Annotated in this window: 17 protein-coding genes; 4 read left to right on the top strand and 13 right to left on the bottom strand. The window is 71.3% G+C overall.

Annotated elements, in window-relative coordinates; translation table 11 throughout:
- Positions 1 to 81: 81 nt before the first annotated feature.
- Genes ACH4YP_RS23480 through ACH4YP_RS23460 form a run of 5 tightly spaced genes read right to left on the bottom strand, consistent with a single transcriptional unit; the run spans position 82 to position 4,486 of the window.
- Entirely contained in the window at positions 82 to 951 is an 870-nt protein-coding gene (locus ACH4YP_RS23480; protein WP_398492277.1) for a biotin-dependent carboxyltransferase family protein, read from the bottom strand.
- Complete coding sequence (gene pxpB, locus ACH4YP_RS23475; protein WP_361065599.1) at positions 951 to 1,565, bottom strand: 5-oxoprolinase subunit PxpB; 615 nt, start codon at positions 1,563 to 1,565, stop codon at positions 951 to 953. Before pxpB ends, ACH4YP_RS23480 begins: the two co-directional genes overlap by 1 nt.
- Positions 1,562 to 2,320, bottom strand: coding sequence for a 5-oxoprolinase subunit PxpA (locus ACH4YP_RS23470; protein ID WP_361065596.1), 759 nt, complete (start codon positions 2,318 to 2,320; stop codon positions 1,562 to 1,564). Before ACH4YP_RS23470 ends, pxpB begins: the two co-directional genes overlap by 4 nt.
- Positions 2,321 to 2,339: 19 nt before the next feature.
- Positions 2,340 to 3,170 carry a putative hydro-lyase gene (locus ACH4YP_RS23465; protein WP_398492275.1) on the bottom strand — a complete coding sequence of 277 codons (831 nt, stop codon included), beginning with the start codon at positions 3,168 to 3,170 and terminating at the stop codon, positions 2,340 to 2,342.
- Positions 3,167 to 4,486: an MFS transporter gene (locus ACH4YP_RS23460; protein WP_398492273.1), complete on the bottom strand. Its 1,320-nt coding sequence runs from the start codon at positions 4,484 to 4,486 to the stop codon at positions 3,167 to 3,169. Before ACH4YP_RS23460 ends, ACH4YP_RS23465 begins: the two co-directional genes overlap by 4 nt.
- A gap of 198 nt (positions 4,487 to 4,684) precedes the next feature.
- On the opposite strand from ACH4YP_RS23460, the gene ACH4YP_RS23455 reads away from it, so the two are divergent.
- The 4 genes from ACH4YP_RS23455 (at position 4,685) to ACH4YP_RS23440 (ending at position 13,077) form a co-directional block, all read left to right on the top strand.
- The gene (locus tag ACH4YP_RS23455; protein ID WP_398492272.1) at positions 4,685 to 5,380 is read left to right on the top strand and encodes a GntR family transcriptional regulator; all 696 of its coding nucleotides are present in this window, start codon (positions 4,685 to 4,687) and stop codon (positions 5,378 to 5,380) included.
- A gap of 179 nt (positions 5,381 to 5,559) precedes the next feature.
- On the top strand, positions 5,560 to 7,086 hold the full coding sequence (locus tag ACH4YP_RS23450; protein ID WP_398492270.1) for a hypothetical protein: 1,527 nt from the start codon (positions 5,560 to 5,562) through the stop codon (positions 7,084 to 7,086).
- A gap of 163 nt (positions 7,087 to 7,249) precedes the next feature.
- The gene (locus ACH4YP_RS23445; RefSeq protein WP_398492268.1) at positions 7,250 to 8,128 is read left to right on the top strand and encodes a hypothetical protein; all 879 of its coding nucleotides are present in this window, start codon (positions 7,250 to 7,252) and stop codon (positions 8,126 to 8,128) included.
- 104 nt (positions 8,129 to 8,232) lie between these two features.
- On the top strand, positions 8,233 to 13,077 hold the full coding sequence (locus ACH4YP_RS23440; protein WP_398492266.1) for a hypothetical protein: 4,845 nt from the start codon (positions 8,233 to 8,235) through the stop codon (positions 13,075 to 13,077).
- An 80-nt stretch (positions 13,078 to 13,157) separates the two neighbouring features.
- Here the strand turns inward: ACH4YP_RS23440 and ACH4YP_RS23435 are convergent, their stop codons facing one another.
- The 8 genes from ACH4YP_RS23435 to ACH4YP_RS23400 all read right to left on the bottom strand — a co-directional run bounded on the left by ACH4YP_RS23435 (position 13,158) and on the right by ACH4YP_RS23400 (position 24,662).
- Positions 13,158 to 14,711 carry a GMC family oxidoreductase gene (locus ACH4YP_RS23435; RefSeq protein ID WP_398492264.1) on the bottom strand — a complete coding sequence of 518 codons (1,554 nt, stop codon included), beginning with the start codon at positions 14,709 to 14,711 and terminating at the stop codon, positions 13,158 to 13,160.
- 52 nt (positions 14,712 to 14,763) lie between these two features.
- Positions 14,764 to 16,341 (bottom strand): APC family permease, encoded by a 1,578-nt coding sequence (locus tag ACH4YP_RS23430; protein WP_398492263.1) that lies wholly within the window; start codon positions 16,339 to 16,341, stop codon positions 14,764 to 14,766.
- A 202-nt stretch (positions 16,342 to 16,543) separates the two neighbouring features.
- Entirely contained in the window at positions 16,544 to 18,010 is a 1,467-nt protein-coding gene (locus ACH4YP_RS23425; RefSeq protein ID WP_361065572.1) for an aldehyde dehydrogenase family protein, read from the bottom strand.
- A complete protein-coding gene (locus ACH4YP_RS23420; protein ID WP_398492260.1) occupies positions 18,003 to 19,166 on the bottom strand; it encodes an aromatic ring-hydroxylating dioxygenase subunit alpha in 1,164 nt (387 codons plus the stop codon). The genes ACH4YP_RS23425 and ACH4YP_RS23420 overlap by 8 nt, the downstream gene beginning before the upstream one ends.
- 11 nt (positions 19,167 to 19,177) lie before the next feature.
- Positions 19,178 to 20,332 carry an N-methyl-L-tryptophan oxidase gene (gene solA / locus ACH4YP_RS23415; RefSeq protein WP_361065567.1) on the bottom strand — a complete coding sequence of 385 codons (1,155 nt, stop codon included), beginning with the start codon at positions 20,330 to 20,332 and terminating at the stop codon, positions 19,178 to 19,180.
- A 22-nt stretch (positions 20,333 to 20,354) separates the two neighbouring features.
- Positions 20,355 to 22,817 (bottom strand): FAD-dependent oxidoreductase, encoded by a 2,463-nt coding sequence (locus tag ACH4YP_RS23410; RefSeq protein ID WP_398492258.1) that lies wholly within the window; start codon positions 22,815 to 22,817, stop codon positions 20,355 to 20,357.
- Between the two features lie 97 nt (positions 22,818 to 22,914).
- Positions 22,915 to 23,580, bottom strand: a complete 666-nt coding sequence (locus tag ACH4YP_RS23405) for an MBL fold metallo-hydrolase (protein ID WP_398492256.1) — start codon at positions 23,578 to 23,580, stop codon at positions 22,915 to 22,917.
- A complete protein-coding gene (locus ACH4YP_RS23400; protein WP_398492254.1) occupies positions 23,577 to 24,662 on the bottom strand; it encodes an S-(hydroxymethyl)mycothiol dehydrogenase in 1,086 nt (361 codons plus the stop codon). Before ACH4YP_RS23400 ends, ACH4YP_RS23405 begins: the two co-directional genes overlap by 4 nt.
- Positions 24,663 to 24,876 lie beyond the last annotated feature (214 nt).

Genomic DNA, 24,876 nt, shown 5'->3' with positions numbered 1-24,876 from the left:
ACGGGTGCGGGTCCGTCGTTGCTGAGCGCGCAGTTCCCCGCGCCCCTTGAGGGGCGTGCCCAGCACTTGCCTGTGCCCTCGTCAGCGGCGGCGTACCAACACGAACCGTACCGGCGTGCCCGGGACCGCCTGGGCCGCGGCAGGGAGGTCGTCGGGGCGGACGACCGCGATCACCGGGTAGCCGCCGGTGGTCGGGTGGTCGGCGAGGAACACCACGGGGCGGCCGTCCGGTGGGACCTGGATGGCGCCCAACACCATTCCCTCGCTGGGCAGTTCGCCCGGTCGCGCCCGCTCCAGGGCGGGACCCTCCGTGCGCAGGCCGATGCGGTTGCTCGCCGAGGAGACCCGGTAGGTGTGCGTGGTGAGGGTGTGGATCGCCGAGGTCGTGAACCAGTCGTCGCGTGGGCCGAGCGTCACCCGCAGGACGAGTTCGGCGGGGGGCCGCGGCTGCGGAACGACGTCCACGCGCGCGTGGGGGGCCGTCGGTGTCCCCAGGGGGAGCACCGTTCCGTCGGTGAGGGGCGGTGGGCCAAGGCCCGACAGCAGGTCCGTCGACCGGCTGCCGAGCACCGGTTCGACGGCGACTCCACCAGAGACGCCCACGTAACTGCGTACTCCGGAGATCGCCGTTCCCACGGACAGCAGCGCCCCGGCGGGCACGAGCACGGGTGCTCCCCAGGCGGCCGGGCGCCCGTCCACGGTGACCGGGCACGGGGCGCCGCCCACGGCGACGGTGACGGTCGAACGCGGCCGTACGGCGCAGCCGTTGAGCGTGGTCTCCAGGAGGGCCGCCTCGGGCGGATTGCCGACGAGCCGGTTCACCAGGGCGGCGGCGGGCGCGTCGAGGGCGCCGGAGCGCGGTACGCCCAGGTGCGCGTGGCCCGGGCGCCCCTGGTCCTGCACGGTGGTCAGCGCCCCGGCCCGTACGACGGCGAGTGCGCGGTCCGTCATCAGGACTCCACCGGTACGAAGCGGACCGGCGTGCCGGGCGACAACAGGGCGGCGGGCACGCGCGCGTGGTCCCACAGGACCGCGTCCGTCGTCCCGATCAGCTGCCAGCCGCCCGGCGACGAGCGCGGGTACACGCCCGTGTACGGACCCGCGAGGCCGACGGATCCCGCCGGGACGGTCGTACGGGGTGTCGCGTGCCGGGGCACTCCGTAGTGGGCCGGGAGCCCGGTCAGATAGCCGAAGCCCGGGGCGAACCCGCAGAAGGCGACCCGGAACTCGGCCGCCGCGTGGATCCGGGCGACCTCCTGCGGGGACACGCCCCAGTGGCCGGCGACGGCCGCGAGATCCGGGCCGTCGTAGCGGACGGGTATCTCGACCACCTCCTGAGCGCGCGCAGGCGTGGCCGGCAGTTTCGACGTGGTCAGCCGGGCGGCCAGCCCGGCCGGATCGTCGAGGCCGTCCAGCAGGACCGTACGAGCCGCCGGGACGATCTCGCGGACGGAGAGCGAGCCCTCCGCGCGGCGGCGGAGCAGATCGGCGTGCAGGGCCTGTGCCTCCTCGTCCGTGGACACCTCGACGAGCAGCGCACGGTCGCCGACCGGCAGTGCCCTCATACGAACGCCTCCACGCGGATGCCGGTCTCCTCCAGCCGTGCACGGACCAGGCGGGCCAGGTCCACCGCGCCGGGTGTGTCGCCGTGCAGGCACAAGGAGCGGGCCCGAACCGGGATGTCACGCCCGGAGTGGGACGTCACGACACCAGAACGGGCGAGGGTCACCGAGCGTTCCACTACGGCGGCCGGATCGGTGATCACCGCGCCGTCCAGGCCGCGCGGCACGAGCGTGCCCTCCTCGGTGTAGGCGCGGTCCGCGAACGCCTCGGTGACGACCGGGAGGCCGGCCTTCCCGGCCACGTCGAGGAGACGCGAGCCGGGCAGGCCGAGCACCGGGAGCGTGGCGTCCGCGAGCATCACGCCCGCCACGACCGCACCGGCCTGCTCCTCGTCGTGCACCACGCGGTTGTAGAGCGCGCCGTGCGGCTTGACGTAGGCCACGCGCGTGCCCGCCGCGCGGGTGAAGACCTCCAGGGCGCCTATCTGGTAGGCCACTTCGGACGCCAGTTCGTAGGGTGGCACGTCCATCGCGCGTCGCCCGAAGCCCGCCAGGTCCCGGTAGGAGACCTGGGCGCCGATCCGTACACCGCGCTCGGCCGCCAGGTCGCACACGCGGCGCATGGTGGCCGCGTCCCCGGCGTGGAAGCCGCAGGCCACGTTGGCGCTGGTGACGACGGACAGCAGCTGTTCGTCGTCCGTGAGGCGCCAGCGGCCGAAGCCCTCGCCGAGGTCGGCGTTCAGATCGATCGTGCTCATGGAGTGCTGTTCCTCCCGGTCAGGCGACGCGGTACTGCTCGTCGCGGGCGTCGGTGATGAACATCTGGCCCGGCGCGTGAGTGATCGCGAACGGCGGCCGCGAGGCCATCACCGCGGCCTGTGGCGTCACACCGCAGGCCCAGAACACCGGGATGTCGTCCGGCTCGGCGTCCACCGGATCACCGAAGTCGGGGCGGGCGAGGTCCTCTATGCCGAGGCCGCCCGGATCGCCGCAGTACACCGGGCTGCCGTGCACCGCGGGCAGCAGGCTGGTCTCCCGGATCGCCGTGGGCAGGTGCTCGGGCGGCACCGGACGCATGGACACCACCATGGGGCCGTGCAGCCGCCCCGCGGGACGGCACTGGCGGCTGGTCACGTACATGGAGACGTTGCGCCCCTGCTCGATGTGGCGCATCGGCACCCCCGCCTCGGACAGCGCCGACTCGAAGGCGAAACTGCACCCGATCAGGAACGACACGAGGTCCTCGCGCCAGTGGGCCACCACGTCCGTCGGCTCCTCGGCCAACTCGCCGTGCTCCCACACCCGGTAGCCCGGCAGATCGGTCCGCAGATCGGCGTCGTCGGCCAGGACGGTCGTCCAGGAACCGGCGTCGGTGACGTCGAGCACCGGGCAGGGCTTCGGGTTGCGCTGGCAGAACAGCAGCATGTCGTACGCCCAGTCGGCCGGCACCGAGATCAGGTTCGCCTGGGCGTGCCCCGCCGAGCAGCCCGCGGTGGAACCCGTCACGCCCGAGCGGAACCGGGAGCGTGCCTCTGCCGGGCTCCACGCGTGCGCGTGGTCGTCGAGAAGGTTCAGGGGGCGGTGCTGTGTACTCGGCGGCCGGTTCACAGAAGTTCCTTCCCACGGGTCTCGGGCAGACCGATCAGGGCCAGCGCCGCGAGACCGTATCCGATCGCGCCGAAGACCAGCGCGCCCCCGACGCCCCAGCTGTCGGCGAGGAAGCCGACCACTGTCGGGAAGACCGCGCCCACGGCACGGCCGGTGTTGTAAGTGAAGCCCTGTCCCGTGCCGCGCACCGCGGTCGGGTACAGCTCGCTGAGGAACGAGCCGAAGCCGCTGAAGATCGCCGACATGCAGAAGCCGAGCGGGAAACCGAGCACCAGGACAAGGGTGTTGGCGCCGCTCGGGATGTTCGCGTAGGCCAGGATGCAGATCGCCGAGAGGATCGCGAAGAGCAGGATGTTGCGCTTGCGGCCCAGCTTGTCGGTGAGATAGCCGCCGGTCAGATAGCCGAGGAAGGCCCCGGAGATCAGGAACGTGAGGTAGCCGCCGGTGCCGACGACGGACAGCCCGCGGTCCGTCTTCAGATAGGTCGGGACCCAGGTGGCCAGCGTGTAGTAGCCGCCCTGGACGCCCGTGGAGAGCAGGACCGCGAAGATCGTCGTCTTCAGCAGTCCGGGCGCGGCGGCCGTGCCCGGCTTGAAGATCGCGGCGAACGAGCCCTTCTCGGGGCTGTCCTTGCGGCGCTGGGCCGCTTCCGGCGCGTCCTTGACGTTGCGGCGCACCCAGATGACCAGCAGGGCCGGCAGCGCCCCGGTCCAGAACATCACGCGCCAGGCCAGGTCGTCGTCGAGGTACTGGAAGACCAGCGTGTAGACCAGCACGGCGAGTCCCCAGCCGACGGCCCAGGAACTCTGGATCGCGCCGAGCGTGCGCCCCCGGTGCTTGGGGCTCGCGTACTCGGCGACCAGGATCGCGCCGACCGCCCACTCACCACCGAAACCGAGCCCCTGGAGAGCGCGGAAGACCAGCAGGGTCTCGTAGTTGGGCGCGAAGCCGCAGGCCACGGTGAAGACCGCGTACGTGACGACGGTGATCATCAGCGCCTTGACGCGTCCGATGCGGTCCGCGAGCACACCCGCGGCCGCGCCACCGATCGCGGACACGACCAGCGTGACCGTCGTGAACAGCCCGGTCTGGCCGCTGTTGAGGCCGAAGTACGCGGACAGGGCCACCATGCTCAGCGGCAGCGTGAAGTAGTCGTACGAGTCCAGCGCATAGCCGCCGAACGCGCCGCCGAAGGCGCGGCGGCCGCGCGGCCCCAGTGCCCGCAGCCAGGCGAACGCGCCCTCGTCGGTGATGGGTTCACCCGCTCCGGGGCGCGTCTCGGTGTTCAGGGCCTGCGGTGGAGGGGGCGTGCTCATGGGCACCTCACAGATGAGGGAGGGGAGGGTGCTTGGGGACTGAGCCGTGCGGAAGCACTTGCGTTGCCGAACTGTGGCGTGCGGAAGCCGTCGGCTCCGGGACGTGTGGCCGGTGCCTGACTAGCAAGGTAGAGGATCGTTGAACGATCCTTCAATACCCGTGTTGTTTCGTTCTTGTATCTACGATTGAATTCGGGCGTGGCCGAACTGAACGGACTGGCGGACGACCGCGCGCTGCTGGGTCGCACCAGCACCGCCGAGCGGGTCTCGGACATCCTCAGAAGCCGGATCGCCGAAGGGTTCTTCCCTCCCGGCACACGGCTGTCCGAGGACAGCATCGGCAACGCGCTCGGCGTCTCGCGCAACACGCTGCGCGAGGCGTTCCGGCTGCTCACGCACGAACGGCTGCTGGTCCACCAGCTCAACCGGGGTGTCTTCGTGCGGGTCCTGACCGTCGAGGACGTCGAGGACATCTACCGCACCCGCAGCCTCGTCGAATGCGCCGTCGTACGCGGACTCGGCGAACCGCCCTACGTGGTCGACGGCCTCGCCAAGGCCGTCGCCGACGGGCGACGGGCGTCCCGCGAAGGTGACTGGAAGGGCCTGGGCACGGCCAACATCCACTTCCACCGGGAGCTGGTGGCGCTCGCCGGCAGCGCCCGCACCGACGAACTGATGCGCAGCGTCTTCGCCGAACTCCGCCTCGCCTTCCACCTGGTGGACGACCCCCGCCGGCTGCACGAGCCGTACCTCGCCCGCAACGGTCAGATACTGCAGGCCCTCCAGGGCGGCGACCGCGGGGAGGCCGAGACCCTGCTCGGCGTATACCTGGATGATTCACGCAAAAGGGTCGTTGAGGTCTACGGCCGCCGGGTGGCGGAGGACGCCCCTTAGGGGTGCGGGGCTGTGACCTGTGCGGCTGGGGCGCGATGGGGTCCCCCGCTCGAGCGAAGCCGAGAATGGGGGAGCGCCCAGCCGCGGTCAACCCGCGGACAACGAACCACCCGCAGCCATCCGGTGATCCCAGCGGAGCGTTTCGGTCGATGTCAGACCGAGGACCTAGTCTGTGCACCGTGACTTCGCCTGCATCGACGGACAGTGTTCCGCCCCAGCTCAGCGCGGGGCCGCGACCCGCACCGGGCCCGGCCGCCGACGAGGGACTGGCGCGGCGGCTGCGCGCGCTCGCCTGCACCGCGCCGCTGCACGACCTCGACGTACGCAAGGCGAACCTCGCGGGTGAGTACTCGGTCTACGGGATGGCGGAGGTGGCCCTCGCCGCCATCGACCTCGTCACACTGAACATGGACTTCGACACGGGCGCCGACCACGACCAGATAGTGGCCAGGCTCATCCCGCGCATCGCCGCCCAGGCCCCGCGCCGCCCCGTCGCCGAGCACGAGCGCGTCGCACGCTGGGTCCTGGAGAACCTGATCAACGTCGGCAGCGTCGACCGCGGCTTCCGTGCCGTGTACGGCACGTTCGCGCCCGACGGTTCGTACGTGCGCCGGGACTACGACTTCAAGCTCATCGAGGAGGTGCCCGGCTACGGAGGGAGCGTGTATCTCCGTACGACGGACGAGGCGGTCAACGTTCTCGTGGGCGCCCTCGACACCGACGTCACCAGCGCGCAGATCGCCGCCGAGGTCAAGCTGGAGGTGCTGATCAGTCGCGGTCGGCTCGCGGACGCGCAGCTCGCCGCCGAGCAGGCCCGCTACCGGACCGTGCAGTACTCCGAGACGCTCCGCAGGGCGCTGGACGCGACCCGGCGCAACGTACGGGCGGTGGACTGGCTGCAGGCCGTGCCCGACATGATCGCCGAGGCGCTCGACCACGTCGCCGACCGCTATCGCCACGAGAACGCGATCCTCACGAACATCCGCAAGGCGCGGGACGAGTCGGAGGACGCCGAGCAGAAGCGGCGGGCCGCCGAACTCGTCGACATCGTCAAGGACTGCATCCGGCGCCACACGCAGCTGCAGTCCCGTCTCCTGGAGGCCGGGCCGCTGTTCCGTGCCGAGCAGGACCGGCAGGCCTTCGCCACGCCCATGACGACGTCCGGGATAGATCTGTACGGGCATCTCGTCGCGCCCGTGCTGCCGTTGCCCGTCGAGCAGGCGCTGCGGGTGACCGACGCGTTCTTCGCCCGTGGGACGGGGCTTCGGACACCCGCGTCGGTTCGGGTCGGGGATCTTGTCGATCTTCTGCTGACGCCCCCCGTGGAGCGCGAGCACCTCGGTGCCGAGATGCCCGAGCCGGATCTGATCGCCACGCCGGACGACAGCCGGTTCAGCGAGGAGCAGCTCGCCTCTGCCATGGAGCTGCTCGACCTGCCGGCCGACGCGCCGCGCCGGCTGTCCGGCCTGCTGGCCGACGCGCGGCTCCGGGATCCCGAACTGCCTTATCTGCTCGCCCTGCTGGCCGTGCACGCGGCCAGTCCACCGGTCGGTACGGCGTATCGGCAGGGTGAGGAGAAGCTGTTGTTCGCCGTGGACGACGGGACCGAGTTGGAGGATCCGGAGTTCGGCGGGGCCGATCTGATCGTGGGGATGGCTCTGCTGGACGCGGTGGGGATGGCGGCGGACCGGAAGGACGCGGCGTGAACGCTCCGCTGGGAGAGCCGGGTAACCGCGGGGTGCCTGTGACCTGCGGGTTGGTCGTGGCTGGTCGCGCCCACGCGGCGGAGCCGCAGGTGTCACAGCCCCGCGCCCCTGAGGGGGCGCTAGTCCTCAGCCCCGTATTCGAGTTCAGGGAGTTGCAGTAGTCGTGACCGAGCAAGTCGAGTGGAGTGAGCCGGAGGCTGTCGCCGCGCCGGTGAGCAGCGCCGTCACTCCCGCCGACGCCGCCGATGCCGCGCGGCTCGTGGCCTTCGGGCTGCAGCCGAAGTTGCAGCCCGCGCGGGACCAGGAGTACGCCGAGTTGTTGCGGAGGTACCGGGAGGATCCGGCCTTCGCGCGGCTGGCCGATGCCGTGGCGACCGGGCTCGGGCTCGTGGTGCTTGAGGTGTCCCCGCGGGCGGGTATGGCGGTGACCGCGGCCGAGGACTCGGTGTTCGCCGTGCGGATGGGCGACTACGCGCGGCGGGCGTCGTCCGACTCGGGGGACCGGTTCCTGCACGGGCTCGCGCATCTCGCCGTCGCCGCCATGGCGTTCCCGCGGCCGGAGGATCTCGCCGACGACGGGTACATCGGCCGGGTGTCGGTCAACGGAGTCGATGCCTTCGTGCGGCAGGCCTGTCGACGGCTTGAGGAGCAGGCCGACGAGCACGGGGAGAACACCGACCCGGCGACCGACGCACCCGGCCTTGAGGCCGCCTGGCGGATCTGGGCACGGCGCAGCTCCACCGGGGCCACCAAGGACGCCCGAAGACTCGCCGGTTCGACCACCGGCATCATCGGCAAGGCCGTCGCGTTCCTCACCGACTCGGGGTTCCTGCAGCGCACCGGGGACGACGGCGGGGGGACGTACCGGACGACCGCCCGCTACCAGCTCCAGGTACGGGACATGGCCGGCAGCGCCGCGATGGCCGAGCTGCTGGAGCTCGGCATCGTGCCGGTCACCGACGGCACCGCCAGCCTGCTGCCCGCCGAGGACGCCGAGGACCTGGAGCTGGCCGCCGATGCCGGACTGCCGTTCCACTCGTGAGCTGGGGGTCGGCCCAGTGACCGAGACCCGCCGGCCCCGGTTCGACGCCCCGACCCTCTGACCGACCGCCCCAACTCCCTTTACGACTACGAGAGTCCGCCGCCATGTACGAGCTGTCCAGGGTCCGCCTCTACTCCATCGGGCCTGCCGGTGCGCGCTACGCCGACACCGTGCTGGACCTGCGGGGTGTCGGCGAGCCCGTGCCCGACCCCGCGCCCACGCAGGCGGAGTTCTTCGCGGAGGAGCCCGTCGGGCCGCCGCGCCGCCCCGCGCCCGCCGGTGTCCTCTTCCTGGAGAACGGCGGCGGCAAGTCCGTACTGCTCAAGCTGATCTTCTCCGTGATGCTGCCCGGCCACCGGAACACGCTGGGCGGCGCCAGCTCCGGCGTGCTGCGGAAGTTCCTGCTCGCGGACGACTGCGGGCATGTGGCCCTGGAGTGGCAGCACACGCTGACCGGCGAGTGCGTCGTGGTCGGCAAGGTCAGTGAGTGGCGGGGACGTCAGGTCTCCAACGATCCGCGGAAGTTCGCGGAGGCCTGGTACTCGTTCCGGCCCGGGCCCGGGCTGAGCCTGGACAACCTGCCGGTCGCCGAGGCCACTTCGGTGCGGCCGTCCGCCGAGGGCGCCTCGGGCGCGCAGGGGCGCCGGCGCACCATGAAGGGCTTCCGGGACGCGCTCACCGAGGCGGGCAAGGCGTACCCGCACCTCGAAGTGCACTGGGAGGAGATCCACGACCGGTGGATCGAACACCTCGGTGACCTGGGCCTCGACCCCGAACTCTTCCGCTACCAGCGCGAGATGAACGCCGACGAGGGCGAGGCCGCCGGTCTCTTCGCCGTCAAGAAGGACTCCGACTTCACCGATCTGCTGCTGCGCGCGGTCACCGACACCCGGGACACCGACGGGCTCGCCGACCTGGTCGGCGGGTTCGGCAACAAGCTGGGGCGGCGGGCCGAGCTGATCGCCGAGCGGGAGTTCACCGCCGGGTCGGTGGACCTGCTCGGACGGATCGTCGAGGCGACGGGGACGCGTTCGCGCGCACGGGACATCCACGCGGCTGCCGAGCGGCGTACGAGGACGCTGGCGCGGCGGCTCTCCGCGCGCGCGGGGCAGGAGCGGGGCCGCACCGGCGACCTCGCCCAGCAGGTCACCGCCGCCGCCCACCGCGTCACCGAGGCCGACAGTTCCCGGGAGCGAAGCGCGCTGATCTCGGCCCAACTCGCCTACCGGCACGCCTCCTTGGCTCTCGCCGGGGCCGAGAAGGGCGCGGCGGCGCAGAAGCGGGAACTCGCCGACGCGCGCACGCTGCACTCCGCGTGGCAGGCCGCCGAGCTGGTGCTGCGGCACCGCGCCTCCGCCGACCGCTCCGCGCGTGTGGCCGTCGCCATCCGCGAGGCCGAGCGGGACGCCGCGCCCGCGCTCGCCGCGCGTGCCAAGGCGGCCGCCGATCTCGTACGGGCCCTGCACGCCGCGGCCGAGGGGGCCGAGACGGTCGCCAACGAGGAGGAGGAGCGGTCCGCCGCGCTCCAGGAGGTCGGCGAGGCCGCCCACGGGGACTCGACGTCCGCCGCCACCGAGGCGCAGCGCGCCCGCAGCGAGATCGGCCATCTGCGTCAGCGCCTCAGCGAGGTCGAGCAGGAGACCGCCGAGGCGGTGCGCGCCGGGTGGCTCGACGACACCGCTCCCGACGCCGACCCGGCCCGTGCCGCGCTGGCCGCCAGTGACGCGGAGAAGACCGCCGTCGCCGCGTGGGACACCGCGCGCGAGGCGTCCCGCCGTACGACGGAGCACTCCCGCGAGGCGGCGTCCGCCGAGTCCCGCGCCGAGCTCACGGCGGCCCGCGCGGCCGACGCCGCGACAGCCGCCGAGCGTGCCTACGACGCCGAGCGGGGGACCGCCCGGGCGCTGGCGGGGGAGGAGCGGCTGGCCGAACTGCTGAGCCTGCCGGGTGCCTCCGGTGGTTCGGGTGCCTCCGGTCGCGGCGGATTGCCGCAGCCACGACACGGCGCGGGCGTGCCATCCGGCGAGGGCGCCGCGAGCACGGCCGACGGCGAAGGAGCGGACGGGACCGGGCAGGGGCACGCGTCGGGCCGTGTCCCGGGTGCCGCTCCCGGCGGTGGCAGCGGACGCGCGCCCGGCCGGGAGTTCTCGGCCGCACGCGGCGCCGACGCGGCGGGCGCTCGCGCGGGGCGCGGCGGCGGCCCGGCCGCGGACGCCTGGACCGACAGTGAAATCCCCTTCTCCGCCGAGGAGTTGGACCACTACGCCGACGAACTCCGACAGCTCCTCGACGACGGGGTCGCCTCCGCCGAGCGGCAGCTCTTCGAGCTGCGGACCGCCGCCGCCGACGACGCGCGGATCCTCGGCGCGCTCGGTGACGGCGGACTGCTGCCGCCAGGACCCGACGTGCTGGCCACCGTGGAGTACCTGGGCGAGCACGGCATCCCCGCGCTACCCGGCTGGCGCTATCTCGCGCAGGCCGTCGACCCCGTCGACCACGCGCGCGTGCTCGCCGCGCGGCCCGAGCTGGTCGACGGCGTGATCATCACGGACCCGGACACCCACGCGAGGGCCCGCGAAGCCCTCGCCGACGCCGCGCTGCTCCCGCGCTCCGCCGTCGCCGTCGGCACGGCCGCCGCGCTGCTCGCCCCGACCCCGGCCCCCGACGCGGGCGACGGGGACGTCTTCCTCGTACCGCCGAACCCGGCCATGCACGACGAGCACGCCGCCGACGAGGAGCGGCAGACGCTGCGTACGCGCGCGGCCGAACGGGACGAGGAGATCCGGGAGCTGGCGGCCCGGCTCGCCAAGGACCGGGAGCTGGCCGCACGGCTCGCCTCCTGGCGGACCGGCTGTCCGGCGGGGCGGCTCGCCGAGCTTGCCACGGCGGCCCACGACGCACGCGCGTTCGCCGAGGAGTCCGAGGCCGAGCTGTCCGAGGCGCGTACGGTCCGCGCCGAGGCCGACGAGTCGGCGGCCGAGGCGGCGCTCGTACGGGACGAGCGGCAGGAGGCCGCGCAGCGGGCCCGGCGAGCCGCCGACGCCCTCGCCGGACTCGCCTTCCGACTGCGCGAGCGCGCCGGCTGGCAGGTCAAGCTGCGCGAACTCGCCGACGACGCCACCGAGTCGGAGGCCCGCGCCCAGTCCTGCCTGGAGCGCGCCCGCGCCGCCGACGAGGACCGGCGCGGCGCCCAGCGCGCCGCCGACGACGCCCGTCGCACGGCCCGTGCCCTGCGTGGCGAGCGCGCGGAGATCGCGGGCGCCCCCGACGACGTACCGGAGGCCGACCCGGCCGCCGCGAAGTCGTCGCTGCCCGCCCTCCGCGAGGCCTACCGCGCCGCCTCCCAGCTCTACGAGCAGGTCGGCGTCGGCGCCGACCTGCGGGCCGAGCAGTCCCGTGCGGAGAGCGACGAGAGCGCGGCGCTCGCGGAGCTGGAGCGGCTGAGCAACAAGGTGCGTACGCGCGCCGCTCAGCTCCTGGAGTCCACCGACGGCTCGGACGGGCCCTCCCGGCAGGCCGCCGCGGCCCGCGCCGAGGAACTGGTCCAGCTGCTGGAAACGCGTATGTCGACCGCCAGTGAGCACCTCGGACGGCTGCGGGGCGAGGCCGAGCGGCACGCGCCCGAGGACGGCGAGGCGCACACCGAACTGCCCGAGGACCTGGTCCCGCGCGACGCCGAGCACGCACAGAGCCTGCTGCGCACCGCCACCGGCGAACTGGCCTCCCGCACCGAGGCGTTGAGCCAGGCGCGCGCGTCCCACACCGAACTGCTCGACGCCCACCGCGCCGCCGAGGACGCGGCGGGCGGTTTCGACGAGACGGCCGCCCTGCTCCGGGACCTCCTCAGGGAGCACGTGGACGAGGAGCATGAGGAGCCCGAGCCCTACCCGGGCACCCTCGAAGAGGCCCGGCACTCCGCCGCCGAGTCCCGCCGTTCACTGCGCGGCTGCGCCGCCGACCTCTCCGCCGCGGAGACCTCGGTGCGCGAGGCGAGCGACGTACTGGTCAGGCATGCCAACTCGACGCGCTACGAGCAGGTGCGCACGCCCGCCCGCCAGCAGATCCGTGAGCTGCCGGCGTCCTCCCTGCCCGAGCACGCCCAGAAGTGGGCGGACGCCTTCGCGCCCCGACTCCGTGTCCTGACCGACGAGTTGGAGCAGCTGGAGCGCAACCGCGACTCGATCGTCGACCGGCTGCGAGGGCTCGTGGAGTCAGGGCTCGCCACGCTCAGGTCGGCCCAGCGGCTGTCCCGTCTCCCCGAAGGCCTCGGGGAGTGGTCGGGGCAGGAGTTCCTGCGCATCCGGTTCGAGGAGCCCGACCAGGCGACACTCGCGGAGCGGCTCGGCGAGGTCGTCGACGAGGCGACCCGCGCGGCCGTCAAGAAGAACTCCGACATGCGCCGCGACGGAATGTCCCTGCTGCTCAGAGGCGTCGGCGCGGCACTCCGGCCCAAGGGCGTCGCCGTCGAGATCCTCAAGCCCGACGCCGTACTGCGCGCCGAGCGCGTACCGGTCGGGCAGATGGGCGACGTGTTCTCCGGCGGCCAGCTGCTCACCGCCGCGATCGCGCTGTACTGCACGATGGCGGCCCTGCGCTCCAACGACCGGGGCCGCAGCGACAAGCACCGCCACGCCGGCACGCTGTTCCTCGACAACCCCATCGGCCGCGCCAACGCGACGTATCTGCTGGAGCTCCAGCGGGCCGTGTCGGACGCCCTCGGTGTCCAACTCCTCTACACCACGGGCCTGTTCGACACGACCGCGCTCGCCGAGTTCCCCCTGGTCATCCGTCTGCGCAACGACGCGGACCTCCGCGCCGGGCTGAAGTACATCAGCGTGGAGGAACACCTTCGGCCGGGCCTGCCGCGGGAGGCTCCCGCCGGGGAGGCCGTTCACACCGAGATCACGGCGACCCGCATGTATAAGAGGCCGGCAAACAGCGCCCCTTAAGGGGCGCGGGGCTGTGACATTTGCGGCTCCGCCGCGTGGGCGCGACCAGCCACAATGGCCCCGCAGCTCCCCGCAACCCCCTACAGGGCGTCCTCCTTCAAAAGATCAGCGCACTTCTCGCCGATCATCATCGTCGTGATGCACGGATTGACGGCCACAAGATCCGGCATCACGGACCCGTCCGCGACCCGCAGCCCCTCGATCCCCTTGACCCGCAGCCGGGCGTCGAGCGGCGCCGAGGCGTCGTCGTCCGCGCCCATCTTCACCGTGCAGGACGGGTGATAGACCGTGTTGTGCGTCTTGTGGATGTAGTCGAGCAGCTCGTCGTCCGTGCGGACATCCGGCCCGGGGGCCAGCTCGGCCCCCGCCCACCCGCTCAGCGCGGGCTGCTCCGCGATACGCCGGGCCAGCTTCAGCCCGAACGTCATCACGCGCGCGTCGTGCTCGTGCGTGAAGTACCGCGGATCGACCTTGGGCTTATCCCGGAAGTCGCGCGTCCGCAGCCGCACCGTGCCGCGCGACTTCGCGCTCGTCACGTTCGGCGTGAGACAGAACGCGTTCTCGGAGGTCGGATAGCCCCACCGGGCCGTGTTCATGTCGAACGGGACCGAGCCGTAGTGGAACATCAAGTCCGGGCGGTCCAGGCCCGGTTCGGTGTCGTAGAAGATGCCCGCCTCCCACCACTGGCTGGAGGTGGTCGTCATGGGCTGCTTGGCGTCCCACATGATGACGCCCTCGGGGTGGTCCTGAAGGTTCTCGCCCACGCCGGCCGAGTCCACCACCACGTCGACACCCACCTCGCGCAGATGCTCGGCGGGGCCGATGCCCGACAGCATCAGCAGCTTCGCGCTGTCGATCGAGCCGCACGACACGATCACCTCGCGCCTGGCCCGTACCGTCCGGGTGTGGATCAGGTCCGGGTCCAGGTACTCGGCGCCCACGCAGCGCCGCCCGTCGAGCACGAGCTTCTTGGCCCGCACCCCGGTCCGTACGGCCAGGTTCGGACGCCTGCCGAGGATCGGGTGCAGATACGCGACCGACGAGGACTGGCGGATGTTGTTCTCGTCGGAGTTGATCTGGAACCAGTTGGCCCCGCGCACGACGGTCTTGCCGGTGTTGAACGGGGTGGTCGGGATGCCCGCCTGGGCGCAGGCCTCCAACAGTGCGGTGCCGCAGGGGTCGTCGTTCTTCAGCTGGCGCAGCTTCACCGGGCCGGAGCGGCCGTGGTGCTCGCCGGGAGCGTCGTTGTTCTCCAGCCGCCGGTAGAGCGGGAAGAGCTCGGCCGCGCTCCAGCCCGTACAGCCCGCGGCCGCCCAGCCGTCCAGGTCCTCGGCCGGTGCCCAGAAGGCGATACAGGAGTTGTGCGAGGAACAGCCGCCGAGCACGCGGGCGCGGGCGTGGCGCATGAAGCTGTTGCCGCTGGCCTGTGGCTCGACCGGGTAGTCCCAGTCGTAGCCGGACTCAAGGAGTCCCATCCAGCGTTCCAGCTTCATGACGTCGTCGTCGCCGACGTCGCTGGGCCCCGCCTCCAGGACGCACACCGTGACGGACGGGTCTTCGGAGAGGCGGGCCGCGACCACGTTGCCCGCGGTGCCTCCGCCGACCACGACGTAGTCGAACTCGTCTTCGTTCATGGGGAGTTGACCTCCTTGAGTCCTTGCGACGTACTGCCTTCGGATCGGGCGCTCAGTCGGCCGTCGGGGTGGCCGCGGGAGACGAGGGCGGGAGAGGTGTGTCGGGGGACTTGTACTGGTGCTCGGCGAGGACTCCGGTGCGGTGCCGCTGCACGAACCAGTAGTAGGCGAAACCGCCGCCCATCACGATGCCGACGAACAGGACGGCACCCCAGCGCAGATACCAGTGGTACGGGGCTGCCGCGTTGTAGACGGCGGCGCGCGGCCAGATCAGGTTGATCATCATGGCCGTGCCCCACACCACGGCGACGATGTTGACGGGCAGTCCCCAGCGGCCGAGCGAGAACTTGCCGTCGCCCGCGGGCTGCCACTTGCCGCGCAGCCTGGCCACCAGCATGGGCCCGGTGACCAGCAGATACGCGAGGTAGATCAGGATGATGCCGATACTCGTGACGACCGTGAAGATCTGCGGCTGGCGGATGTTGACCACCAGGATCGCCAGCGCCAGGATGCCGATGATCACCGCGGGCAGGATCGGGGTCTGGAAGCGCGGATGGACCTTGGCCAGCTTGGCGGAGGCGGGCAGGTTGTTGTCGCGGGACATCGCGAAGGCCAGCCGGATCGCCGCCGTGTGGACGGCCAGGGCGCACACCGTGACCGCGATGAACACGCACCACAGCATGGCCTTGCCCGCGTCCTCGCCGAGCACGTTGAGGACGACGTACTGCAGGCCGTCCGTGGACAGCTTGTCGCCCTTCAGGCTGGACACGCTCATCAGCGCCAGCAGCAGGATGAGCCCGCCGAGGACGAACGAGGCGACGATGGCGCGGATGATGGCGCGCGGCGCGTTGCGCGACGGGTCGAGGGACTCCTCGCCGAGCGAGGCGGCCGTGTCGAAGCCGTACATCACGTACGCGGACGCCAGCGAGGCGATCAGGAAAGCGCCGAGGTAGCCGCCGGGCTGGCCCGCTCCCGTGCCGTTCGTCTCCAGCACGACCCCCGGTCCGCGGGTGATGTGCACGGCGAACAGCACGATCAGTACGACGGTGGCGATCAGCTCGATGAAGACGCCCGCCGTGTTGATCCGGGCCATCAGCTTCACGCCGAGGGCGTTCACGAGGGTGGTGAAGATGATGAGTACGGAGGCCAGCAGCACGGCGTTGGTGGCGACGTCGTACTTGCCGGTGCCGTCGCCCACGAACTGGAACGTGGAAGAGATCTGAGGAAGCGTCAACTGATACGCGAGGGCCACGGCCGCGATCGACACGATCGAGGCGATCAGCATCGTCCAGCCGGCCAGCCAGCCTATGTGCGGGTTGCCCACCTTCTTGGACCAGTTGTAGACGGAGCCCGCCACCGGATAGCGGGCGGCGAGTTCGGCGAAGCAGAGCGCGACCATGAACTGGCCGACGAAGACCATGGGCCAGGACCACCAGTAGGCGGGCCCGCCGCTGCCGTAACCGAAGTAGAAGAGCTGGAAGGTGCCGGTGAGGATGGAGATGTAGCTGATGCCGGCGGCGAAGGTGTGGAAGTTGCCGAGCGTGCGCTTCAGCTCGGGCTTGTAGCCGAACTCGTTGAGTTCCGAGTCGTCGTTACTTTGTTTCTCAGGTGGTTGAGCGGTGGTGGTCATGAGGCGCCTCCTGGGAAGGGGGAGTTCTCCCGGGCGGGAGGGGAGTGCGGCTCGTGCGGGATCGTTGGTGCGCGGGTGCTGGATCTCGGGGTGAAGAAGGCTGGATCTTACGATGCCTGCGACTGGTTCTGACCATGAGGAGTGCCGGTTTCTTACGATGAATGCGTAGAACCGGTCCTGGGGACATGGATGGGGACCTGGATCAGGAGAACCAGCCCTGTGGACTGGGGTTGGTCGTGCGCCAGATGTGTTTGGTCTCGCGGTACTCGGCGAGACCGGCAGGACCGAGCTCCCGCCCGAACCCGGACTGCTTGTAACCGCCCCACTCGGCCTGTGGGACGTACGGGTGGAAGTCGTTGATCCAGATGGTGCCGATCCGCAGCGCGGACGCGACCCGCTGGGCCTTCGCCTCGTCGGAGGTGAAGATCCCGCCGGCCAGACCGTAGATCGTGTCGTTGGCCAGCCGCACCGCCTCCGCCTCGTCCGTGAACCGCTCCACGGTCAGCACGGGCCCGAAGGACTCCTCCTGGACGACCGACATCGGGCTGGAGCACTCGTCGAGCACGGTCGGCGGGTAGTAGAAGCCGTCCGAGTGCGGAGGATCGGCCGGCCGCTCCCCGCCGCAGCGCAGGACCGCGCCCTCCGCCAGGCCCTTGGCGACGTACGCCTCGACCTTCTCCCGGTGGGCCGCCGAGATCAGCGGACCGGTCTGCGCCTGCTCGTCGAACGGCCCGCCCAGCCTGATCAGCCGGGCCCTGCGGACGACCTCGTCGACGAACCGGTCGTGCAGCGAGTCCTCGACCAGCAGCCGCGACCCGGCCGAGCAGACCTGCCCGGAATGCAGGAAGACGGCCGTCAACGCCATGTCGACGGCCGTCTCGAAGTCGGCGTCGGCGAAGACGATGTTCGGGTTCTTGCCGCCCAGTTCGAGGGCGACCTTCTTCACCGTCCCGGCCGCCGCGGCCATGAGTCTGCGGCCGGTCTGCAGACCGCCGGTGAAGGACACCAGGTCCACGTCCGGATGGTCGCCCAGCGGAGCGCCGGCCTCGGGACCGGCGCCGAGGACCAGGTTCGCCACACCGGCGGGCACCCCGGCCTCCTCCAGGAGGCGCATCAGATGGATCGCGGTGTGCGGGGTCAGCTCGCTCGGCTTGAGGACGAAGGTGTTGCCCGCGGCGAGCGCCGGGGCGACCTTCCACGCCGTCTGGAGCAGCGGATAGTTCCAGGGAGTGATCAGCGCGCAGACACCGACCGGTTCGTATACGACCCGGCTGTCGACGCCCTCCGTGCCCGTCTCCACGACCCGGCCCGACTCGCTCGCGACGAGCCGGCCGAAGTAGCGGAAGCAGTTCTCGATGTCGTCGATGTCGTACTCGCTCTCCACCAGGCGTTTGCCGGTGTCGAGGGACTCCGCGCGGGCGAGTACGTCCTTGTCGCGGGCGAGCAGGTCGGCGACCCGGAGCAGCAGGTCACCGCGCTCGTTCGGGGGCGTCCGGGGCCAGGGGCCGTCGTCGAAGGCGCGGCGAGCGGCCGCGATCGCGTCGGCCGTGTCCTGGGGGCCCGCCTCGTCCACCACGGCGACCAGCGAACCGTCGGCCGGACAGCGGATCTCGCGGGTGCCCTTCTCCCGCGCGCTCGTCCATGTGCCGCCGATATAGAGATCAGCCATCCATGCCTCCCAGCATGCCAATGAGCCACTCGTGGAAAATCCCGATGTGGTGCTCGGTGGGCACCAGCACCCCGCCCCTCCGGTAGGCGCGGGACGCCATCGCGGGCTGCGTACGCTCGCAGGCCTCGAAGTCCTGGGCGTTGACCCGGTGGAAGAGTTCCACGGACTTCGACACATCGGCGCCCGACTCGACGACCTCGGGTGCGTAGAGCCAGTCGCACTCCACGATCGTCCGGTCCTCGGCGAGGGGGAACATGCGGTGCAGGATGACATGGTCGGGGACGAGATTGATGAACACAGTGGGTTTGACCGTTATCGCATAGTAACGACGGTCCTGATCCTCCGCGACTGCGGGAAGTTTCCCGAAACCCTCGCTGCCGTCGACGGTGAAGCCCTTGACCTCCTCGCCGAACTCGGCGCCGTGCCCCACGTAGTACTGGGCGGCGTAGCCGTCGGCGAACTCCGGGAGCACGTCGGTGAGCTCGGGGTGGATCGTCGCGCAGTGGTAGCACTCCATGAAGTTCTCGACGATCAGTTTCCAGTTCGCCTTCACGTCATAGGTGATGCGTTTTCCCAGGGCGAGGTTCTCCGTGCCGTAGTGCTCGATGGCCGCCACGTTCCCGAGCCGCTCCACGGCCGCGCCCATCACCGACTCCTCGAAGGACGGCGGCTCGTCGGCCAGACACACCCAGGCGTACCCGAGCCACTCCCGCAGCGCGACCTTGACCAGGCCGTACTCCGTTCGGTCGACGTCCGGCATCTTCACCAGGTTCGGCGCCGCGATCAGCCTGCCGTCGAGGTCGTACGTCCACGCGTGGTACGGGCACTGGAGATTGCGCCGGACCTCACCGGCCTCCTCCAGACAGAGCCGGGCCCCGCGGTGGCGGCAGACGTTCAGGAAGGCGCGCAGCTCACCGGTGCGGGACCGGGTGATCAGGACGCTCTCTCGGCCCACTTGGACCGTACGGAAGGCGCCCGGTTTGGCCAGGTCCGCGCCGCGGATCGCGCAGAACCACATCGACTCGAAGAGCCGTTCCTGCTCCTCCCGGAAGATCTCCGGATCGGTGTAGTAGTGCCCGGGAAGGGTGGCGATCAGGCTGGACGCCGGCTGACCGGGGGTGGAGACGGGGGCGGGGGAGACGGGGGTCGTCGTCACGTGCGTGCTCCTCAGGCGGGCGCGGCGGCGAGGCGGTGGGGGTCGAACAGGCCGATCGGGTGAGCGGTGGTGCCCGTGAGGGCCAGATCGGCGAGGATCTCGCCGACGACCGGCACGAACTTGAAGCCGTGCCCGGAGAACCCGCAGGCCACCGTCACGGACTCCGGATGCGCGGGATGCCGGGCGAGGACGAAGTGCTCGTCCGGGGTGTTGGAGTACATGCAGGTGGCGGCCTTCAGGAAGGTGCCGGGCAGATCCGGGACGCAGCGGGACATGTGGTCCGCCATCGCCCCGATCTCGTCCTCGTGGACCGTGCGGTCGATGTTCTCCGGGGTGCACTCGACGCCCTTGCGGAAGAAGGCGACCTTGGCGCCCAGCTCCGGCCCGTCGATGGACGGGAAGCCGTAGACCTGGACGTCGTCCGCGTCCTCCCAGATGTAGATCGGATGGTTCTCGGGCAGGAACGGCCGGACCCCGCCCCTCGGCTGGAACCAGTACATGACCTGCCGCTCGATGCTGAACGGCACCCCGAGGTCGGTGAGCAGCTGGGGCGCCCAGGCACCCGGGCAGATCACCAACTGGCTGGCGGTGTACGTGTTCTCGGCCGTGTGGACGCGTACTCCGTCCCGGTACGGCTCCCAGCGGGTCATCGGCTCGTCGAAGTGCAGGTCGGCGCCCTGCCGGGTGGCGAGCTGGAGATGGGCCGCGACCATGTTCTCGGGGCGGACCAGGCCGGCCTTCTTCTCGTAGAGCGCGACCTCGTCGTCCTTCGGGCTGAGCGTCGGGAAGCGGCGGCGGATCTCGGCCGCGTCCAGCATCTCGTGGGGCAGGTCCCACTGCTCGGCCGAGCGCAGCGAACCCGAGACGGTCAGTGAGTCGGGGGGCCCGACCATCACACCGCCGCACAGCGTCGCGATGTCCCGGCCGGTGGCCCGCTCCACGTCCTCGTACAACTCGTACGCGCGCAGCAGCAGCGGTACGTACGCCGGGTCCTCGAAGTAGGACTGCCGGGTGATCCGCGAACCACCGTGACTGGAACCGCGGTTGTGCACCGGCCCGAACTTCTCCAGCCCGAGCACCCGCACGCCGCGCGAGGACAGATGGTGGGCGGCGGCGCTGCCCATACCGCCGAGACCGATGACGATCACGTCATAGGTAGGGGACACAGGGGACCTCCAGAGCTCGTGATCAACGCCGTATTCGGGTCATCTTCGGATCGAAGAGCGGTTCGTCGGCGACGGTGGCCGGCACCTTCTCGCCGAAGTACTCCACGTGCACGCTCGCCCCGGTGGGGAGCACGGGCAGCCAGGCGTAGGCGACGCACCGGCCCAGCGTGTACCCGTACGACGCGCTGGTGACGTAACCCGCGGGGGAGCCGTCCACGTACACCGGCTCCTTGCCGAGGACGACGGACGCCGGGTCGTCGAGGAGCAGCGGCGTGAGCCGGCGCCGGGGCTCACCCCGGGCCTCCAGCGCCCCCATCCCCGTGAAGTCCCCCTTGTCCAGGCGGACGGCGAAGCCGACCCCCGCCTCGTACGGGTCGTGCTCGTCGGTCATGTCGACGCCCCACGCGCGGTAGCCCTTCTCCAGGCGCAGGCTGTTGAAGGCGGAGCGCCCGGCGGCGATCACGCCGTGCTCCCGGCCCGCCTCCCAGAGCGTGTCCCAGAGGCGGAGCCCCAGGTCGGCGGAGGTGTAGAGCTCCCAGCCCAGCTCGCCGACATAGCTCAGGCGCATGGCGGTGACCGGGACATGCCCGAGATACGTCTCCTTCGCGCGGAAGTAGCCGAAGCCCTCGTGCGAGAAGTCGTCGCGGGTCAGCGGCTGCACGAGGTCGCGGGCGAGCGGCCCCCAGACGCCGATGCAGCAGGTTCCGGAAGTGATGTCCCGGACGTGCACGCCCTCCGGGGCGTGCCTGGTCAACCAGTCGAGGTCCGCCGGGGAGTTGGCACCCACCTGGAAGCGGTCGGGGCCGAGCCGCGCGACGGTGAGGTCGGACCGTATGCCGCCCGTCTCGTCCAGGAGCAGGGTGTACGTGACCGCGCCGGGCTTCTTGCGGAGGTTGTTGCTGGTCATGCCGTGCAGGAAGTCGAGGGCTCCGGGGCCGGTGACCTCAAGGCGGCGCAGGGGGGTCATGTCGTAGAGGGCGACCTTCTCACGGGTCGCCCTCGCCTCGGCCGCCGCGATCGGCGACCAGTAGCGCGCCGACCAGGCATCGCGCTCGGGAAGCGGGCCGAAGGCGTCGACCAGCGGGGCGACGAGGGGTGCGTTCGCCTCGTACCAGTGCGGGCGCTCCCAGCCACCGCCCTCCAGGAAGTACGCGCCCAGCTCCTGCTGGCGGGCGTAGAAGGGGCTGACCCGCAGCGGACGCGGCTGTTCCATGGGCTGGAGCGGGTGCAGCACGTCGTACACCTCGACGAACTGCCGCGAGCCCCGGTCCCTGACGTACGAGGGGGAGCGCTGGGCGTCCTCGAAACGGGTGAGGTCGCACTCGTGGGCGTCGGTCTCCGGGCGGCCGTCGACCATCCACTCGGCCACCGCCTTGGCGACTCCGGCCGAGTGGGTGACCCACACGGCCTCCGCCAGCCAGAAGCCGCGCAGCGCACGGGACTCGCCGAGGACGGGCATGCCGTCGGGCGTGAAGGAGAAGACGCCGTTGAAGCCCTCCTCGATCTCCGTCTCCCGCAGGGCCGGCAGCAGTTGGCGGCAGTCGTCCCAGCTCGGCGCCCAGTCCTCCTCGGTGAAGGGGAACGAGGACGGCATCTCCATGTCGTTCGCGCGCGCCTCGTCGTAGTCGAGGATCGCGAACGGGTCGACGGGGAGCGGCTTGTGCGCGTAGCTGCCGATGCCGATGCGGTCGGCGTGCTCGCGGAAGTAGAGGTCGCGGTCCTGGAAGCGGAGGATGGGCTTCGAGGCCTCTTCGGTGGCCCCGGCCAGTTCGGGGAGGGGCCTGGTCCGCGCGTACTGGTGGGCGAGCGGCTGCAGGGGTACGTCGATACCGGCCATGCGGCCGATGACCGGGCCCCAGAAACCGGCCGCCGAGACCACGTGGTCGGCGGGGAAGGTGCCCCGGTCGGTGACGACCGCGGTGACCTTGCCGGCGTCCTGCTCGATGCCGGTGACCGTGTGCCGGTCCAGGAAACGGGCGCCTCGGCTCTCGGCCCGCTCCAGCTGGGCGCGGGAGGCGAGCAGCGCGCGGGCCAGCCCGTCGTCGGGCGTGTGGAAGCCGCCGAGGACGGCCGACTCGTCGATGAGGGGCCAGAGCTCCTTGCACCGGGCCGCGCTCACGATCTCGCCGCGGATGCCCCAGGAAGCGGCGTAGCCGGCCCGGCGGTGCAGCTCGGCGAGTCGCTCGGGAGTCGTCGCGAGCTCCAGGCCGCCGACCGGGTTGAAGCAGGAGACCCCGTCCACTTCGAGGGAGTTGAACTTCTCGACCGTGTACCGGGCGAACTCGGTGAGGGTCTTCGACGGGTTCGTCTGGAAGACCAGGCCGGGTGCGTGCGAGGTGGAGCCGCCGGGAGCGGGCAGCGGTCCCTGTTCGAGGACGGTGACGTCGGTCCAGCCGCGGGCGGTGAGCTCGTCGGCGAGGGAACAGCCGACGATGCCGGCGCCCACGATGACCACGCGGGGGTTCGTTTCGGGCGTGCTGGACATGCCCCTCCTTGTCGTGGTGGGGGTTGTCGTGGCGGGGATGAACGCGCGATTGGGGCGGAGAGGTGAACGCGCCTGCGGAGCGGAGAGTTGAACGCGCCTATGGAGTGGGCACGTTGGGGCGTTCGGCGGCGATCGTGGTGTCCTCGCCGTGTCCGGTGTGGACGTCCGTGTCGCCGGGCAGCGTGAGCAGCCGGTCGCGGATGGAGGCCTCGATGGTCGGCCGGTCGGAGTAGGAGCGGCCGGTGGCGCCGGGACCGCCGCGGAAGAGGGTGTCCCCGGTGAAGACCGCGTCGAGGAACGTGGCGTACAGGGAGCAGCTGCCCCAGGTGTGGCCGGGGTTGTGGAGCACCTGGAGTTCGATCCCGGCGACGCCGATCCGCTGTCCGTCGGAGAGCTCGCCGTCCGGCTTGCGGTCGGGGTGCGTGGCGGCCCACAGCTCTTGGTCGGCGGGGTGCAGGAGCACCGGCGCACCGGTCAGCCCGGCCAGTTCTGCCGCCGCGTCGACGTGGTCGTCGTGCGCGTGGGTGCACACGACGGCGACCGCCTGGCGGCCCGCCACGGCCCGGTGGATCGTACGGGCGATGGGGGTCCCCCCGGGACGGAGCTTGTCGGAGTCTTGGGGGAGGGCGGCGTCGATGATCAGTACCTCCTCGTCGTCGCCGATCAGCCAGACGTTGTTGTCGACGTCGAAGGTGTCGCCGTCGAGGCTGAAGGTGCCGGAGGTGACGACGCGCTCGATGCGTACGGTCCCCCGGGCGCTCACAGGACCACCACCGAGCGCAGCACCTCGCCGCGGTGCATCTTGGCGAAGGCCTCCTCGACCTGGTCGAGCGCGATGGTCTCCGTGACGAAGGCGTTGAGGTCCAGCAGGCCGTACAGGTACTGGTCGATGAGGAACGGGAAGTCTCGGCTGGGCAGGCAGTCGCCGTACCAGGAGGACTTGATCGCGCCGCCCCGGGAGAACACGTCGATCAGCGGGAGCTCGACCTTCATGTCCGGTGACGGGACGCCGACCTGGACGAGCAGACCCGCGTGGTCGCGCATGTAGAAGGCCTGTTTGAAGGTCTCCGGGCGGCCCACCGCGTCGATGGCGATGTCGACGCCGTGTCCGTCGGTGAGTGCGCGGACGGCCTCGACCGGGTCGGTGCCACGCGAGTTGACCGTGTGGGTGGCGCCGAACCTCTCCGCCTGGTCGAGCTTCTTGTCGTCGATGTCGACGGCGATGACCTTCATGGCGCCGTTGAGGCAGGCGCCCGCGATGGCCGCGTTGCCGACACCGCCGCAGCCGATGACGGCGACCGTGTCACCGCGGCCGACGTTGCCGGTGTTCACGGCCGCTCCGTAGCCGGCCATCACACCGCAGCCGATCAGTCCGGCGGCCTCGGGCCGGGCCGCCGGGTTGATCTTCACCGCCTGTCCGGCCGCGACCAGGGTCTTCTCGGCGAAGGCGCCGATACCGAGGGCGTTGCTGAGCGGGGTGCCGTCCAGGAGGGTCATCGGCTGGGTGGCGTTGCGCGAGTCGAAGCAGTACCAGGGGCGGCCGCGGCGACAGGAGCGACAGGAACCGCACGGGGCGCGCCAGGCCAGGACCACGTAGTCGCCGGTCTTGAGGTCGGTCACGCCTTCGCCGATCGCCTCGATCGTGCCGGCCGCCTCATGGCCCAGCAGGAACGGGAAGTCGTCGTTGATCGCGCCCTCCCGATAGTGCAGATCCGTGTGGCAGACCCCGCAGGCCTGCACGGCGACGAGCACCTCGCCCGGACCCGGGTCGGGAACGACGATCGTCTGCACCTCGACGGGTGCGCCCTTCTTCACAGCGACTACGGCACGGACCTCGTGTGGCACGACCAAGCTCCTCTGCTGTTGCGCAATGCACTATGGGTTGCGCGATGAGGAACATAGTGAGAACGCCGCCAAGGGGCCGTCAAGAGGTGCGGGTTAATCCTTGGCAAAAGGAACGGGCGGCACGAAATCTGTCCGACACACAGAAGCGGGGGGGGGGGGGGGGGGGGGGCCCCCCCCCCCCGGGCGCCACCCCCGCGGCCCCCCCGCCGCCGCC

Source organism: Streptomyces sp. NPDC020747, assembly GCF_044334695.1.
GTDB lineage: Bacteria > Actinomycetota > Actinomycetes > Streptomycetales > Streptomycetaceae > Streptomyces.
The sequence above is the reverse complement of the archived record's forward strand: the minus strand, read 5'-3'. Positions and strand labels throughout refer to the sequence as shown.

What these genes read in the sequence shown, in the direction of transcription:
- ACH4YP_RS23410 (WP_398492258.1), bottom strand. Translation starts at nt 22,817, where the DNA reads ATGTCCAGCACGCCCGAAACGAACCCCCGCGTGGTCATCGTGGGCGCC.
- ACH4YP_RS23435 (WP_398492264.1), bottom strand. Translation starts at nt 14,711, where the DNA reads ATGAACGAAGACGAGTTCGACTACGTCGTGGTCGGCGGAGGCACCGCG.
- ACH4YP_RS23480 (WP_398492277.1), bottom strand. Translation starts at nt 951, where the DNA reads ATGACGGACCGCGCACTCGCCGTCGTACGGGCCGGGGCGCTGACCACC.
- ACH4YP_RS23470 (WP_361065596.1), bottom strand. Translation starts at nt 2,320, where the DNA reads ATGAGCACGATCGATCTGAACGCCGACCTCGGCGAGGGCTTCGGCCGC.
- ACH4YP_RS23425 (WP_361065572.1), bottom strand. Translation starts at nt 18,010, where the DNA reads ATGGCTGATCTCTATATCGGCGGCACATGGACGAGCGCGCGGGAGAAG.
- ACH4YP_RS23430 (WP_398492263.1), bottom strand. Translation starts at nt 16,341, where the DNA reads ATGACCACCACCGCTCAACCACCTGAGAAACAAAGTAACGACGACTCG.
- ACH4YP_RS23440 (WP_398492266.1), top strand. Translation starts at nt 8,233, where the DNA reads ATGTACGAGCTGTCCAGGGTCCGCCTCTACTCCATCGGGCCTGCCGGT.
- ACH4YP_RS23460 (WP_398492273.1), bottom strand. Translation starts at nt 4,486, where the DNA reads ATGAGCACGCCCCCTCCACCGCAGGCCCTGAACACCGAGACGCGCCCC.
- pxpB (WP_361065599.1), bottom strand. Translation starts at nt 1,565, where the DNA reads ATGAGGGCACTGCCGGTCGGCGACCGTGCGCTGCTCGTCGAGGTGTCC.